The organism is Bradyrhizobium sp. Rc3b, from assembly GCF_900114915.1.
Classification (GTDB): domain Bacteria; phylum Pseudomonadota; class Alphaproteobacteria; order Rhizobiales; family Xanthobacteraceae; genus Bradyrhizobium.
This window is the reverse complement of the sequence record NZ_FOUS01000001.1, coordinates 394,878-410,737: the sequence shown is the minus strand read 5'-3', so window position 1 is coordinate 410,737 and position 15,860 is coordinate 394,878. Positions and strand designations below refer to the sequence as shown.

General features: G+C 64.5%; 13 protein-coding genes. 9 read left to right on the top strand and 4 right to left on the bottom strand.

The window, feature by feature from the left end; translation table 11 throughout:
- Positions 1 to 98 precede the first annotated feature (98 nt).
- Positions 99 to 734 carry an HAD-IA family hydrolase gene (locus BM190_RS01930; RefSeq protein WP_177236853.1) on the top strand — a complete coding sequence of 212 codons (636 nt, stop codon included), beginning with the start codon at positions 99 to 101 and terminating at the stop codon, positions 732 to 734.
- Positions 735 to 847: 113 nt separating this feature from the next.
- Here BM190_RS01930 and mtnA read toward each other — a convergent pair whose 3' ends face one another.
- From mtnA to BM190_RS01915, 3 genes are all read right to left on the bottom strand, one after another.
- A complete protein-coding gene (mtnA, locus tag BM190_RS01925; protein ID WP_092251600.1) occupies positions 848 to 1,954 on the bottom strand; it encodes an S-methyl-5-thioribose-1-phosphate isomerase in 1,107 nt (368 codons plus the stop codon).
- A 15-nt stretch (positions 1,955 to 1,969) separates the two neighbouring features.
- Positions 1,970 to 2,845, bottom strand: coding sequence for an S-methyl-5'-thioadenosine phosphorylase (locus BM190_RS01920; RefSeq protein WP_092251599.1), 876 nt, complete (start codon positions 2,843 to 2,845; stop codon positions 1,970 to 1,972).
- 283 nt (positions 2,846 to 3,128) lie between these two features.
- On the bottom strand, positions 3,129 to 3,401 hold the full coding sequence (locus tag BM190_RS01915; RefSeq protein WP_092251598.1) for a phosphopantetheine-binding protein: 273 nt from the start codon (positions 3,399 to 3,401) through the stop codon (positions 3,129 to 3,131).
- 357 nt (positions 3,402 to 3,758) lie between these two features.
- Here BM190_RS01915 and BM190_RS01910 point away from each other — a divergent pair, with 357 nt between their 5' ends.
- The 7 genes from BM190_RS01910 to BM190_RS01880 all read left to right on the top strand — a co-directional run bounded on the left by BM190_RS01910 (position 3,759) and on the right by BM190_RS01880 (position 13,541).
- Positions 3,759 to 4,976, top strand: coding sequence for an acyl-CoA dehydrogenase family protein (locus BM190_RS01910; protein ID WP_092251597.1), 1,218 nt, complete (start codon positions 3,759 to 3,761; stop codon positions 4,974 to 4,976).
- Between the two features lie 39 nt (positions 4,977 to 5,015).
- A complete protein-coding gene (locus BM190_RS01905; RefSeq protein ID WP_092251596.1) occupies positions 5,016 to 5,996 on the top strand; it encodes an amino acid--[acyl-carrier-protein] ligase in 981 nt (326 codons plus the stop codon).
- A 117-nt stretch (positions 5,997 to 6,113) separates the two neighbouring features.
- On the top strand, positions 6,114 to 6,989 hold the full coding sequence (locus tag BM190_RS01900; protein ID WP_018316762.1) for a GNAT family N-acetyltransferase: 876 nt from the start codon (positions 6,114 to 6,116) through the stop codon (positions 6,987 to 6,989).
- Between the two features lie 352 nt (positions 6,990 to 7,341).
- Entirely contained in the window at positions 7,342 to 10,209 is a 2,868-nt protein-coding gene (locus BM190_RS01895; protein WP_092251595.1) for a PAS-domain containing protein, read from the top strand.
- Positions 10,210 to 10,417: 208 nt separating this feature from the next.
- Positions 10,418 to 11,395, top strand: a complete 978-nt coding sequence (locus BM190_RS01890; protein ID WP_018316760.1) for a tripartite tricarboxylate transporter substrate binding protein — start codon at positions 10,418 to 10,420, stop codon at positions 11,393 to 11,395.
- A gap of 147 nt (positions 11,396 to 11,542) precedes the next feature.
- Positions 11,543 to 12,028, top strand: a complete 486-nt coding sequence (locus BM190_RS01885) for a tripartite tricarboxylate transporter TctB family protein (protein WP_092251594.1) — start codon at positions 11,543 to 11,545, stop codon at positions 12,026 to 12,028.
- Positions 12,029 to 12,032: 4 nt separating this feature from the next.
- On the top strand, positions 12,033 to 13,541 hold the full coding sequence (locus tag BM190_RS01880; RefSeq protein WP_092251593.1) for a tripartite tricarboxylate transporter permease: 1,509 nt from the start codon (positions 12,033 to 12,035) through the stop codon (positions 13,539 to 13,541).
- A gap of 135 nt (positions 13,542 to 13,676) precedes the next feature.
- Here BM190_RS01880 and BM190_RS01875 read toward each other — a convergent pair whose 3' ends face one another.
- Positions 13,677 to 15,371 carry a bifunctional diguanylate cyclase/phosphodiesterase gene (locus BM190_RS01875; RefSeq protein WP_092251592.1) on the bottom strand — a complete coding sequence of 565 codons (1,695 nt, stop codon included), beginning with the start codon at positions 15,369 to 15,371 and terminating at the stop codon, positions 13,677 to 13,679.
- 223 nt (positions 15,372 to 15,594) lie between these two features.
- Between BM190_RS01875 and BM190_RS01870 the strand changes: the two genes are divergently transcribed.
- Positions 15,595 to 15,855, top strand: a complete 261-nt coding sequence (locus BM190_RS01870; protein WP_018316756.1) for a hypothetical protein — start codon at positions 15,595 to 15,597, stop codon at positions 15,853 to 15,855.
- Positions 15,856 to 15,860 lie beyond the last annotated feature (5 nt).

The window sequence follows — 15,860 nt, the reverse complement described above, 5'->3', positions numbered from 1 at the left end:
AACACGCTTCGGTATTGGCGGCGGCAGATTGCTTCGGACTGGTCCTTGCCGATAGCGCATGCTAGCCCTCTTGGAAAGGAATTGACGAGGGCAGGATAGTGGCGATCGAGGCGGTGATCTTTGATTTTGGCGGCGTGCTGACGAGTTCGCCGTTCGAGGCATTCGCGCGGTTCGAGACCGAGCGCGGCCTGCCCGTGGACATCATACGGCGGACCAACGCCGCCAATCACCTGGAGAATGCCTGGGCCAAGTTCGAGCGGGCCGAGGTCGATATCGACGCCTTCGACGAATTGTTCGCCACGGAATCGCTCGCACTCGGCGCGGAGGTGCGCGGCCGCGACGTGCTGCCGCTGCTGCAGGGCGATCTGCGCCTCGAGATGGTCGAGGCATTGAAGCGCATCAAGGCGCAATTCAAGACCGGCTGCATCACCAACAATCTGCCTGCCAATGCCATCGGCAGCATGACCGGGCGCTCCCTCTACATCGCCGAAGTCATGGTGTTGTTCGACCACGTGATCGAATCCGCCAAGATCGGCCTGCGCAAGCCTGATCCGCGAATCTACAGGCTGATGGTCGAGACGCTGAAGGTCGATCCGAACAATTGCGTCTATCTCGACGATCTCGGCGTCAATCTGAAGCCCGCGCGCGAGATGGGCATGACTACGATCAAGGTGACGAGCGGAGCGCAGGCGATCGCCGAGCTCGAGAAAGCAACTGGGCTGAAGCTGACCTAATTCGCAAATGCCGTAGGGTGGGCAAAGCGGAGCGTGCCCACCACAAGCAGATGGTGGGCACGGCGCTTTCGCGCCTTTGCCCACCCTACGGGAGCTCGCAATGACGGCGGAGCCTACTTTGCCGCCGCCGCGATTCGCTCCGGAAACGCCGCCGCCAGCTCGTCGCGATCCGGCTTCAGCACGCCGCGCTCGGTGATGAGGCCGGTCACGAGCCGCGCCGGCGTCACGTCGAAAGCGTAATTCGCGACCGGCGATCCCTCCGGCACGATGCGCACCGTCTCCAGCCTTCCATCGGCGGTGCGGCCGGTCATGTCGGTGACCTCAACGCCGCTGCGCTGCTCGATCGGAATGTCGCGGATGCCGTCATGGACGGCAAAATCGATCGTCGGCGACGGCAGCGCGACATAGAACGGCACGCCGTTGTCGTGGGCGGCGAGCGCCTTCAGATAGGTGCCGATCTTGTTGCAGACATCGCCATTGGCGGCGACGCGGTCGGTACCGACGATGGCGAGGTCGACCATGCCGTGCTGCATCAGGTGCCCGCCGGTGTTGTCGGGGATCACCGTGTGCGGAACGCCGTGATGACCGAGTTCCCAGGCCGTGAGCGAGGCGCCCTGGTTGCGCGGACGTGTCTCGTCGACCCAGACATGGATCTTGATGCCGCGTTCATGCGCAAGATAGATCGGCGCCGTCGCCGTGCCCCAGTCGACGGTGGCGAGCCAACCGGCGTTGCAATGGGTCAAGACGTTGACGGTCTCGCCCCGCTTCTTCGATGCGATTGCCTCGATCAGCTTCAAGCCGTTGCCGGCGATGCCGCGGTTGATCTCGACGTCCTGCTCGACGATCTCGTCGGCACGCGCATAGGCTGCCTCGGCGCGCTCCAGCGGATCGATCGGCGCGAGCGCCGTGCGCATCTCGTCCAGCGCCCATTTCAGATTGATCGCCGTCGGCCGCGCCACCACGAGCGTGTCGTAAGCGCGCTTCAGGCCGGCGTCGGAAGCGTCCTCGCGCATGGCGAGCGCCATGCCGTAGGCAGCGGTGGCACCGATCAGGGGCGCGCCTCGCACCAGCATGTCGCGGATGGCGACGGCTGCGTCTTCGCAGGATGTGAGTTTCGCGACGACGAACTCATGCGGCAGCCGGCGCTGGTCGATCGCGCCGATTGACCAGCCGTCATGCTCGCGCCAGATGCTGCGAAAATGCTTGCCGTCAACCTTCATGGCATTCTGCCTTTCTCATACTCGCAGGATGCGCCCGGCCACCGCATCGAGCTTCTTCAGAAGCTCGGGATCGCGCGCCTCGGGCGCCGTGATCAGCGCGGTGTCGAGCGCGCGGTCCGAACCGATCGGACACGACTCATGCTCGCGCGGAAAATCCTTTGCCAGCCGCGCCACCAGCGCCTTCGCCTTGTCGGCGTTCGAGGTCAGCACGCGGATGATGTCCTGCACGGTGACGGCATCGTGATCGGGATGCCAGCAGTCGAAATCCGTCACCATCGCCACCGTGGCGTAACAGATTTCCGCCTCACGCGCGAGCTTCGCCTCCGGCATGTTGGTCATGCCGATCACGGAATAGCCCAGCGTCTTGTAGGTCATGCTCTCCGCATAGGTGGAGAATTGCGGCCCCTCCATGCAGACGTAAGTGCCGCCACGCGCGATCGCGATGCTCTCGGCTTCAGCGGCCGCGGCAAGATGGATACGCAAACGTGGAGAGACCGGATGCGCCATCGACACATGCGCGACACAGCCCCGGCCGAAGAACGAGCTTTCGCGTTTGTGGGTGCGGTCGACGAACTGATCGACGAGAACGAAGGTGCCCGGCGGCAGCTCCTCCCTGAAGGAACCGCAGGCCGACAGCGAGATCAGATCGGTGACGCCGGCCCGCTTCAAGACGTCGATATTGGCGCGGTAGTTGATGTCGGAGGGCGACAGCCGGTGCCCCTTGTCGTGCCGCGGCAGGAATACGATCGGCAACCCTGCGATGGTGCCGCGGCGCACGGGCGCCGACGGCTCGCCCCAGGGGCTCTCGATCGCCTCTTCGCGCGCACCCTCAAGGCCCGGCAAATCATAGATGCCCGAGCCGCCGATGATGCCCAATACCGCCTGCGTCATGCCTGCTCCACCCTGTTCGCCACGTGCGACATGGTTAAGCTATGCCAGTTTTGCGGCGGATTTGGAACGGGGTGGTGGGGCGATGTCGGTGGTGTGAGAGGCGCGGAATGGCGCGTCAAATCCGGTGTCGTCCCTGCGTACGCAGGGACCCATAACCACAGGCCGTGGTTTGGCGAAGACTCGTAGTTCAGTACTGGACCGCCAGATCGAGGGATTCCGCGGTATGGGTCCCTGCGCCCCGTGCGCAATTGCGCACTAGGCAGGGACGACAGTCGTGGTGGGCTTAAGCCGCGTTCGCCAGCTGCAGTTGGGTCGCCACCATCCGCTCCAGCGTCTCGACGGACTGGAAATTCTCCGGCGTGATCTCGGCTTGCGGGATGGTGAAGTCGAACTCGGCTTCGACGCCGAGCATCAGATTGACCATGTCCATCGAGGTCAGGCCGACGTCGACCAGCTTTGCAGACGACGTGACATCGGCCATGAGCGAATTCTGCTCGAGGATGCCCTTCACCAGCTTGATGATGCGATTGCGTACGTCGGTATCAAAGGATTGCATCGGCAAATTCCCGTCTGTCTGTCAAAGGTCGAACCGGCTTGCCGCTACGATGGGCACGGCCTGCCGGTCCCGCAATGGGCGACACCAATACTTCGCGTTTCTTAGTAAACGATGACTCAGATTGTCTGAAATTCAGGCTTCTTCCAGAGTCCTAACGCGATGCTGGAAAAACGGGTGATGCAAACAACCGGACCTTAACTGTTCGTTCGGAATTGGGCTTTGTTTACCCTCTATTTCATCGACGAATTTGAATTAAATCCGTAGCCTCGTCTCACAAGCAAAGATGGCCGGAGGATCGCTTACGCGCATCGCGAATGATGCCGGCGATCTCGAACGGCAAACCGGAGGCGGACGAGTATGAACGTGCGTGAAGCAGTCCTCACTGTCGACGAAACGCAGACGGGCTTCCTCGAGCAGGGTCCCTCCCTGACCGAGCGCGCCGCCCGGACCGCCGCAGCTGCCGCGGCCGACGCCGACGGGGTCGATCGCGACGCCCGTTTCCCGCACAAGGCTTTCGAGGTCGCGCGCGAGCAGAAGCTGCTCGGCGTCATGATCCCGGTCGAATTCGGCGGCTTCGGTGCCTCCATCTACGACGTCACCGACATCTGCTACACGCTCGGACGCGCCTGCGCCTCGACCGCGATGATCTATGCGATGCACCAGACCAAGGTTGCGTGCGTCATCAGGCACGGCCACGGCATCCCCTGGATGGAAACCATGATGCGCCGGGTCGCCCGCGACCAGTGGCTGCTCGCCTCCTCCACCACCGAAGGCCAGAACGGCGGCAACATCCGCGCCAGCGCCGCTGCCGTCGATCACGCCGGCGACACCGTTTCGCTGGTGCGCGACGCCACCGTGATCTCCTACGGCGCCGAAGCCGACGGCCTCGTCACCATCGCCCGCCGCGCTACCGAGGCCGCCGCCTCCGACCAGGTGCTGCTGGCGCTCGCCAGGGACGATTATTCGCTGAAGCGGACGCTGGGCTGGGAAACGCTCGGCATGCGCGGCACCTGCTCGACCGGCTTCGAGCTGAAGGTCGATTGTCCCGCCGACCGCGTCTTCCCGGAATCCTATGACAAGATCCACGCCCAGACCATGACGCCGTTCGCGCATCTGTGCTGGTCGTCGGCCTGGGCCGGCATCGCCGCCGCAGCGGTGACCCGCGCGCAGGCCTTCATCCGCAAGGCGGCCCGCACCTCCGGCGGCCAGATGCCGCCGGCCGCGGCGCATTTCACCGCCGCCAAGATGTCGCTGGCGAAGCTGCGCGCGCTGCTGTCGGCCAATATCGATGCCTTTGCCCGCGCCGAGCATGACGAGCGCGCCCTCGGCTCGCTCGACTTCCAGTCCTCGATCACGCTGCTGAAGGTGCAGGCCTCCGAGCTCGCGGTCGAGACCGTGATGCATGCGATGCGCACAGCCGGCCTCTCCGGCTACCGCAACGACGGCGAGTTCACTATGGGCCGGCACCTCCGCGACGTGCTGTCGTCCCCGATCATGATCAACAACGACCGTATTCTGGCCAATGCCGCGACATCGACGCTGATGAGCGGCGTGCCGACAAGCCTTCACGACTGAATCAACAACAACAATTTTGAGATAGCAGGACATCGCGCCATGAACATTGCCATCCTCCCCGACTCGCCCGCGACCGCGCCGCAGATGATCGATCCGCTCGATCATCTCGCCGACAAGCTGTTCCACCGCATGGGCGCTGATGGCGTCTACGCCCGCACCGCGCTCTATGAAGGCGTCGTCGAGAAGCTCGCCGCGCTGATCACCAGCCATCGCGAGAGCGGCACCGAGGTGATGCGTTTCCCGCCGGTGATGAGCCGGGCCCAGCTGGAAAAATCCGGCTATCTCAAGAGCTTTCCGAACCTGCTCGGCTGCGTTTGCGGTCTGCACGGGACCGAGCGCGAGATCAACGCCGCGGTGAGCCGCTTCGATGCCGGCGGCGACTGGACCACCTCACTGTCTCCCGCCGATCTCGTGCTGTCGCCCGCCGCCTGCTATCCGGTCTATCCGATCGCGGCGAGCCGCGGCCCCTTGCCGAAGGGCGGCCTGCGCTTCGACGTTGCCGCTGATTGCTTCCGCCGCGAGCCGTCGAAGCATCTCGACCGGCTGCAATCGTTCCGGATGCGCGAATATGTCTGCATCGGCAGCCCCGACGACGTCGCCGATTTCCGCGAGCGCTGGATGGTGCGCGCGCAGAAGATCGCGACCGACCTCGGCCTCACCTTCCGCGTCGACTACGCCAGCGATCCCTTCTTCGGCCGCGTTGGCCAGATGAAGGCGGTGAGCCAGAAGCAGCAGCAGCTCAAGTTCGAGCTGCTCATTCCGCTGCGCTCGGAAGAGCAGCCGACGGCCTGCATGAGCTTCAACTATCACCGCGAGCATTTCGGCACGACCTGGGGAATTCAGGATGCCGGCGGCGAGCCAGCCCACACCGGCTGCGTCGCCTTCGGCATGGACCGGCTGGCGGTCGCCATGTTCCACACCCACGGCACGGACCTTTCCGCCTGGCCCGCCAAGGTGCAGGACGTCCTGGGCCTGCAGCCGCGGGTCACGGCCGATGCCCATGTCGAAGGCTGGCGCTAGCAGCATGATCCGGATCCGAAGGACCGCGTCAGCGAAAAGTGCAAAGCGGTCTTCCGACAATATCATGCTGAAACAATAGACCAAACGAGGCCTGTCATTTCCACGGGTAAGACGAGCGTGATTCACACCAAGGTGCGATGCCGCGAGATCACCGAGTCCGACGCCGAAGCGGTCGCGGACCTGCTGACGCGCGGCTTCGTCGGCCGCTCGCGGAACTATTGGATCCAGGGTCTGCGCCGGCAGGCCTTCCGGTCCGTGCCGGAGGGCTATCCGCGCTTCGGCTACATGCTCGAGAGTGACGGCACGCCGGTCGGCGTGCTGCTGCTGATCTACACGGCGCGGAAGAACGGCGAAGAGACCGCCATCCAGTGCAATCTGTCGAGCTGGTATGTCGATCCGGCCTACCGCAACTATGCCCCGCTGCTGACCAAGATCGCGCAGCGGCACAAGGATGTGACCTATTTCAACATCAGCCCGGCGCCGTGGACCTGGCCGATCATCGAGACGCAGGGCTTTCGCGCCTATTGCCGCGGCATATTCTTCTCGGTTCCCGCCCTGGCACGGCCCCCGCGCTGGAGCGAGATCGAGGTCATCTCGCCTCACGCCAAGACGATCGAGGGGCTGTCCGAAGCCGAAACCGAGCTCTTGACGCGGCATGCCCGCTACAATTGCCTCAGCTTGGTCTGCCGCACGCCGAAGGGAACATTCCCCTTCATCTTGCAACCGGTGCGCATCCGCCGCGGCTTCATCGCGCCTCCTGCGATGAAGCTGATCTATTGCCGTAGCGCCGCGGAATACGCCGCCTGCGCAGGCCGTATCGGCCGGCTGCTGCTTCGGCTCGGCAAGATCGCGGTGGCGATCGATTCCAATGGACCGCTTCCCGGCCTGGTCGGTATTTATACCGAGCGGCGCGGTCGCAAATACTTCAAGGGCCCGGATCGGCCGCAGCTCGGCGACCTCACCGATACGGAACTGGTGTTGTACGGGCCGTAGGGAAGGCTGTCGGACCAGACCACCGCTGTCGTCCCTGCGAACGCAGGGACCCATACCGCGTGATCTGTCTCTAAGCCGCAATGCTGGTACCACGGGAAGGCCCCTTCACTTCCAATCTTCGTCAAACCTTTCCCTGTGGTTATGGGTCCCAGCTTTCGCAGGGACGACACTTCATTTGACGCGCCCTCCCGCCCAACTCTCGCGCGCACCTCCGCATTTCCGACGCGCTCTCCATCGCCAGTCACCCTCCGTAAACTACTGCGCTTAAGGGAATTTTCCGGCCTCTTCGCTACCCTCGGCGGCTGAATTAGGTTGCGTTAAGTCTATTGCTCGCCGAGATCCCGCCGATCCCATGACGTCGACCCGCGACAACGAGCTTGGTGCACGCCGCGAGCAGGGCCCGGAGGCCCTGGTCGCGCTGAGCCAGCTTGCGCTCGACCACATGGAACAGGGCGTCTGCGTCTACGATGCCGACAACCGGATCGTGCTGGTCAACCAGCGTTACTTGTCGCTGTTCGACATGTCGGCCGACATCGTGCGCGTGGGCACGAGCTACCGCGAGGTACTTGCGCATAGTGCGATGCGCGGCAACTTTCCCCAGAACCAGCTCGACACGCTGTATTCGGCGCGGATCGCGCAGATCGCTGGGGGAAAGCCGTTCCGGACCGAGCAGCAGCTGGCGAGCGGCCTCGTCATGTCGCTCGAGTTGAAGCCGCTTCCCGGCGGCGGCTGGATGACGATCTGCGACGATGTCACCCGCCTCGCCCGGCTCGAGGCGGAATTGCGCGTGCAGACCGAGCGCAGCCAGCACGCGCTCGCCAACATGTCGCACGGCCTCATCATGTATGATGCCGACAGTTGCGTCGTCGTCTGCAACGAACGTTTCCTGAACCTCTACAACCTCGATCCCAGCATCGTAAGGCCGGGCGCCTCGCATCGCGAGGTGCTCGATCATTGGGTATCGCGCGGCAATTTGCCGGGCATGCCGACAGACGAATTCCATAAATCCAGGCTGGAGGACGTGCGCACCAGAAAGGCGAAGTCCCTGCTGGTGATGCGTTATGACGGACGCATGGTGCAGACGGTCTCGCGCTTCCTGCCCGACGGCGGCTGGGTGACCGTGCATGAGGACGTCACGGAACGGCTGCAATATGAAGAGACGCTGCGGCAACAGAATTTTATTCTCGATGCCGCGATGGAGAACATGGCGCACGGGCTCGCCTTCTATGACAGCGACATGCGCCTTCGCGTCTGCAACACCACCTACCGCAAGATCTACCTGCTGTCGCCGGAGGAGACCAGGCCCGGCACGCATCTCGCCGAGCTGATCGAGCGCTCGATGGCGAACGGCGCGTTCTCGTCCGAGTACAGCCCCCGGCAGCTCTTGGAAGCCGCCAGCGCCAGGATCGCGAACCGCGATTCCTCGCCGATGCGCCGGCGCATGTCGAACGATACAGTGATCTCGGTGCGCTATTGCGCGCTGCCCGAGGGCGGCTTCGTCGCCACTTACGAGGACATCACCGAACGCGAGCACGCGATCGAGGAGCTGAGCGAGCAGTATCGCCGCTTCGACGCGGCGCTGAACAACATGAGCCAGGGCCTGTGCATGCTCGACGCGAGCCTGCGCGTCATCGTGTGCAATCGCCGCTACATCGAGATGTACGGCCTGTCGCCTGACATTGTGAAGCCCGGCGTCTCGATGCGCGAGATCATGGAGCACAGCTGCGAGCTCGGCATCCATCAGAACACCACAGCCGCGCGGCTCTATGCCGATTATGTCGAGCGGCTGCGCGAGGGCGAGCATACGCTGCATCGCCATTTGAGCGACGGCCGCATCATCAAGCTCAATCACAAGCGGATGGAGCATGGCGGCTGGGTCGTCACCTACGAGGACGTCACCGAGCGCCACAAGGCCCAGGCGCGCGTCGCGCACATGGCGCGGCACGATTCGTTGACCGACCTGCCCAACCGCACGCTGTTCCGCGAAAAGATGGGCGAGGGACTGAACCAGGTCGCGATCGCCGGCGGCGCCATGGCCGTGCTGTGCTTCGACCTCGACAATTTCAAGACCGTCAACGACCGCCTCGGCCACGCCGCCGGCGACCGGCTGCTGCGCTGGGTCGCGGCGCGGCTGAAGGAGAATGTCGGCGAGCACGATACCGTCGCACGGCTCGGCGGCGACGAGTTCGCCGTGCTCCAGCGCGGACCGCAGCCGCAAGCGGCGGAAAAGCTGGCCCGGCGTCTGGTCGAGGTTCTCGGTCATCCGCCGCCACTGGAAAACCAGTCGATCCATGTCGGCGCCTCCGTCGGCATCGCGATCGCACCAGACCACGGGCTCGATGCCGACGAACTGATGAAATGCGCAGATCTCGCGCTGTACCAGGCCAAGGCCAAGGGGCGCGGCGCCTATCAGCTGTTCGAGCCCGAGATGGAGGAAGAGGCGCGCAGCCGGCACGCGCTGGAGCACGATCTGCGCGGCGCGCTCGAGGCGCGTCAATTCCATCTGGTATTCCAGCCGCAGCTGCGGCTCGATTCGTCCGAGCTCACCGGGTTCGAGGCACTCCTGCGCTGGAAACATCCCTCGCGCGGCTTCGTCTCGCCGGCCGAGTTCATTCCGATCGCTGAAGAGACCGGGCTGATCGTTCCGATCGGCGAATGGGTGCTGCGCAGCGCCTGTGCGACCGCCGCGTCCTGGCCCGATGTCACCGTCGCGGTAAATCTGTCGCCGGTGCAGTTCCGTTCGCGCGGGCTGGTGGCGATGGTCACGAGCGCACTTGCCGAAGCCGGCCTGCCGCCGCAACGGCTCGAGCTCGAGGTCACCGAGACGGCGCTGCTCGACGACAGCGAGGCGACGATCGAGATCCTGCACCAGCTTCGCGCGTTAGGCGTGCGCGTCAGCCTCGACGATTTCGGCGTCGGCTATTCCTCGCTGAGCTATTTACGCAAGTTTCCGTTCGATCGCATCAAGATCGATCGTTCCTTCGTCGGCACGCTCGGCGAAAGTCCGGAGAGCGTTGCCATCGTCCGCACCATCGCAAGCCTCGGTTCCGTGCTCGGCGTCGAGACGACGGCGGAGGGTGTGGAGACCGAGGAGCAACTCGACTTCGTCCGCGAATGCGGCTGCACCGCCGTACAGGGCTATTATTTCGGCAGGCCGTGCCCCGCATCGGAGGTCGGCCGCGCCATCGAGACGCTGAACACGGTCCGGCGCGTGGCGTAGCGGCTTTCTGCTCCCTCAAATTCCGTCTCTCGGCACACGACCAAACGACGAATTGTCGCATGTGCCGCCTCGACCGGGATTGCCGCACCGCCCGGCGCCCGCGGTCCGCGCAATGCGCTTTTCTTCTCCCTCGATTTCAGGAACAATCGCCGCGCAAGAACGAGAAACGGCGACCCGCAAAGAGGCCGCCGCGAGGGGAGGAGTTTCGATGCCGCGATACGGGCTGAAGACGATCGCATTTGCCGCGATGCATGCTGTCATGGGCGCATTGCTCTCGACTGCCGCAAGCGCGCAGGACTATCCCAGCAAGCCGATCACGCTGATCGTGCCATGGCCGGCCGGCGGATCGACCGATATCTCGATGCGCGCCATCGCCGACAGCGCCTCGAAGGTGCTGGGGCAGCCGATCGTGATCGACAACAAGGCCGGCGGCGGCGGCACGGTGGGCCCCGCGACCATGGCAGCGGCCGCGAAGCCGGACGGCTACACCATCTCGCAGATTCCGATCACAGTGTTCCGCCTGCCCTTGATGCAGGAAGTGTCGTGGGATCCGGCCAAGGACTTCACCTACATCATCCATCTCACCGGCTACACCTTCGGTGTGACCACCAGCGCGGAGTCGCAGTTCAAGAGCTGGAAGGACGTCGTGGAGTTCGCCAAGGCGAATCCGGGCAAGGTGACCTATGCCACGCCCGGCGCCGGCACCTCGCTGCATATCGGCATGGAGCAGATCGCCGGAATGTCCGGTATCAAGCTGACGCAAGTTCCTTTCAAGGGCGGCGCGGAGACCAACGCCGCGGTGCTGGGGCAGCACACGATGCTTCAGGCGGACTCCACGGGATGGCGGCCGCTGGTCGACGCCGGCAAGCTGCGGCTGCTGATGGTGTGGACCGGCGCACGCTCGCCGAACTATCCCGACGCGCCGACGCTGAAGGAGCTCGGCTATCCCATGGTTTATGATTCCCCCTTCGGCATCGCCGGCCCGAAAGGCATGGATCCAAAGATCGTCGCCAAGCTGCACGATGCCTTCAAGAAGGCGGTCGAGGATCCAGCGGTGGTCGCGACGCTCGCCAAATACGACATGGTGCCGAACTACAAGAACACCGAGGACTACAAGAAGTTCGTCGTCGAGGTCACGGAGTCCGAGCGCAAGGTGATCGATACGCTCGGGCTCGCGAAGAAGTAGCTTGTCCCACCACACATGCTGACGTCATCCTGAGGTGCGAGCCGCGCTTGCGGCTCGCCTCGAAGGATGGATCGGGGCACCGTCGCCCTTCGAGGGCTACGCTGCGCTCCGCCACCTTAGGACGACGGTGATCTCAAGGCGCTTCACATGAACAACGACACCAACGTCAAACTCCGCCTCAGCAATTCCGAGCTCTGGGGCGGGCTGATCGGGCTCGCGCTCGGCGGATTCGTGATCTGGTCCGGCATGAAGCTCAAGCTCGGCACCATCAACGATCCCGGCTCCGGCTACGTGCTGTTCTACACGGGCATCCTGATGTGCGTGTTCGCAGGCGCCATCATCGTCTCGGCGGTCACCGAGGGCGCGCCGACGCTGGCCTCGCGCTGGGAGAATGTGCGCTGGAGCAAGCCGCTCCTGCTGATTGCCTGTCTCGTGGCATTCTCCATTGCGCTGGAACCACTCGGCTTCCTGCTGTCGTCGATCCCCCTGGTGCTGCTGCTGTTGCGGCTGATCGATCCCGTCCGCTGGACGCTGGCGATCCCGATCGCCGTCCTGGTGCCATCAGGCATGTGGTGGGTGCTCAAGCGGCTGCTGCTGATCCAGCTGCCCTCGGGCCTGTTCGGGATCGGCTGACCCTATGGATACGCTTGTCAATGTCGCGCATGGGTTCGGCGTCGCGCTGCTGCCAGTCAACCTGCTCTACTGCTTCATCGGCGTCTTCATCGGCACGCTGGTCGGCGTGCTGCCGGGCATCGGGCCGATCTCGGCGATGTCGCTCCTGCTGCCCGTGACGCTGTCGGGCACGCCGGAATCCGGCATCATCATGATGGCCGGGATCTATTACGGCTCGATGTATGGCGGCTCGACCACCTCGATCCTGGTCAACATCCCCGGCGAGGCGGCCTCCGTCGTCACCTGCATCGACGGCCACCAGATGGCGAAGCAGGGACGCGCTGGCCCTGCACTCGGTATTTCCGCCTTCGGCTCCTTCATTGCCGGCACATTCGCGCTGATCGCCTTGATGCTGGTCGCGCCGAAGCTGGCCAGCGTTGCCATCGCGTTCGGCCCGGCCGAATATTTCAGCCTGATGGTGCTTGGCCTCGTGGTGCTCACCTTCCTGACCCAGGGCTCGATGCCGAAGGCATTGCTGATGGCGTGCATCGGCGTCGTGCTCGGACTGATCGGGCTCGACAGCATCACGGCGCAGCCGCGTCTGACCTTCGGCCGCATGGAGCTGATCGACGGCATCGGGCTGGTGCCCGTCGTGATGGGCCTGTTCGGCGTTGCGGAGGTGCTGCTCAACACCGAGCAGGCGATCAAGCGCGACATCATCAACACCAAGATCACCCATCTGCTGCCCACCAGGGAGGACTGGAAGGCGAGCGCAGGTCCGGTCGGCCGCGGCACCATCCTCGGCTTCTTCCTCGGCATCCTGCCGGGCGGCGGCGCGGTGGTGGCGTCCTTTGCCTCCTACGCGCTGGAGAAGCGGCTGTCGAAGACGCCGGAGCGCTTCGGCCATGGCGCGATCGAAGGCGTTGCCGGACCGGAATCGGCGAACAACGCCGCGGCGGGCGGCGCCTTCATTCCGCTGATGACGCTCGGCATTCCGCCGAACGTGGTGATGGCGCTGCTGCTCGGCGCCTTCGTCATCCACGGCCTGCAGCCGGGACCGCTGCTGATCACGCAGAACCCCGGCCTGTTCTGGGGCATCGTCGCCAGCATGTATATCGGCAACGTCATGCTGCTGATCCTGAACCTGCCGATGATCGGCATGTGGGTGCAGCTGCTCAAGCTGCCGTACAACATCCTGTTCCCCCTGATCATCCTGTTCACGATCCTGGGCGTCTACTGCTCCAGCAACAACGTGTTCGACGTCTATGTGATGATCGCGTTCGGGATCATCGGCTATTTCATGCGCAAGCTCGGCTACGAGCCAGCGCCGCTTGTGCTGGCTTTCGTGCTGGGACCGATGATGGAGAACAATCTGCGCAAGTCACTGATCCTGTCGCAGGGCGATCTCTGGACCTTCGTACAGCGGCCGATCTCGGGGGTCTGTCTCGTGTTTGCCCTGGTGCTGCTGATCGCGCCGCTATTGCCGTCGCTGCGCAAGAAGCGCGAGCTGGTGGCGCTGGATGAGGGGGCGTGAAGTTTCGCAGGGTGGGCAAAGCGACTTGTCCGCCGTAGCTCGAAGAGCGAAGGCGGAAGCGTACCCACGATCTGTATCCATCACGGAGGAATGGTGGGCACGGCGCAAGTGCGCCTTTGCCCGCCCTACGAGACCTCAGCATGCAGCAGGAAGCGCACTATCCGTTGAAGTCCCCCACGGACGCTCGCCAGACGCAAGCCCGATCAGGCGGCCCTGGATGTAGTCGCAGCCCCAATCGCGCAGCATGCTTGCGGCTTCCTCGTCCTGCACCCATTCGGCGACGGTCTTGATGTCGAGGCGGCGGGCGAGATCGATCAGGGTCTGCACGAAGGCGCGGTCGTCGGCGGAATGAGTGATGTTCTGCACGAACGCGCCATCGATCTTCACGATATCCACGCCGAGCTTGCGCAAGTTTCGGAACGAGGTGTAGCCGGCGCCGAAATCGTCGATGGCGATGCGGCTGCCGAAATGCTTGAGGCGGCCAACGAAGGCGCGGACATCATCGATGTCCTGGATCGCGACCGTCTCGGTGATCTCGACGATCAGCCGCTCGGCAACGCCGGGATGGGCCTGCATCAGCGATTCGATGCCCGCCCACCAGTCCGGATCCATCGTCGTATCAGGCGAGATGTTGAGGCTGAGGCAGATGTCGGGCGCGGCGGCGAGCTCGGCGACCACGAGCTCGAGCACGCGGTGATCGACCAGGCGGATCAGGCCGAGCCGTTCGGCGACCGGCACGATGTCGGGCGCGAGCAGCACCTGGCCGTCGCCCTGGTCCATCCGCACCAGGCATTCATGGAATGCGCGCTCGCGGGAGACGGCCGAGACCACCGGCTCATAGGCGAGCTTGATGCGGCGCTCGTTCAGCGCGGTGACGATCTCGTCGGTAACGCGGATGTTGACGCGGCGCTGCGCGTCGCGTGTGGCGTCCGGACGCCATGCCGCGAACGAGCCGACGCGGCGGCGCTTGGCGGCATCCAGCGTCTCATGAGCGCGGTTGACGGCCTCGTCGGTGTTGCGGGCATAGCGCGGTACGCTGACCGCGCCGATCGAGGCGGTGACCGAGACCGGACCGGATTTGGTCGGCACTACCTCGTCGCGAATGCCGGCGAGGAAGCGCTCGGCGGCGACATTCATGTCGTCGACGGTGCAGTTCTTCAGGATCAGGCCGAACTTGTTGCCGGAAAAGCGGCCGAGCACGTCGCCGCCACGCAGGCGCGAGCGGATGCGCTTGGCGATGTCGAGGATCACGGCGTCGGCAACGTCGAAGCCGAAGGCGTCGTTGACGCGGGCAAGATGGTCGATACCGACCAGCATGAAGGCCGCGGTCGAGCGGAAGCGGGTCGTCTCCTCGATCGCCTCGGCCAGCGCGGCAATCAGATGAGAGCGGTTGAGCTCGCCGGTCAGCGGATCGAGCCGGGCCAGCTTGGTCAGCTCCTCGTCGCGGGCGTGGCGTTCATTGTTGATTCGGACCGAGCCGATCGCGCGCACCGGGCGGCCGTCGGGGCCGGCGAACCAGCGGCCGGTCTCCTCGATCCAGATCACGGGATCGGCAGCGCTCATGCGCACGCCGTACTCGACCCGGTAGGGCGTGCCGTCGGCACCATGCACGGCATAGGCTTGCGCCAGCGCGGCGGTCCGCAGCGTTGGCGAGGGCTCGATCAGCTTGGCGAATTCGGCCCCCGTCGCCAGCCGCTCGGCGGGAATGCCGGGAAAGACGCTGCCGACCTGGTCACCCCAGACGATCGCATCACTGCCAATGTCCCAGGCAAACACGGCCTGGCCGAGGGCGGCCAGGATATCGGAGGCTTGCGGTAATGCGGGGATCAAAATCGCCTCGTTTCGGGACAGCGGGAAAGTCCTGAGCTGACACAGGATAGAGCTAGATTCGCCCCCAAACCTAGGCAAAGTTGATAAACAATTTGGAAACCACGTTTCTACAAGCCGGGGGAACCAAACCGGCCCGTCCGGCATAGGCCTTGCGAGTACTGACACGCACCCGGCACCAGCGTCCCGAAACGCGACAGGCTCTGCCGGATCAACGGTGATAGCGATGTTGAGTACCGATCGATCGGACGCGGCGGATAGCGGCACAGGCACGGCCCTGGTGCCGGTACTGCCGATTTTGCAATGGGTCCACAAGACGCCGTTGCCGCGCCCCGATCCGAGCTTCGTCGCCCAGCTGATCGCCAATGCCGAACATCTGCCCCAGGCGAGCCGGCTGCGCCGCGCCTCTTCCGAAGATGCGCAGACGGCCTATGGCGACAAGCGCCCGCTGCAAAGCGTCAGCGCGCGCACGCGGCAGGTGGCTTGAGATCG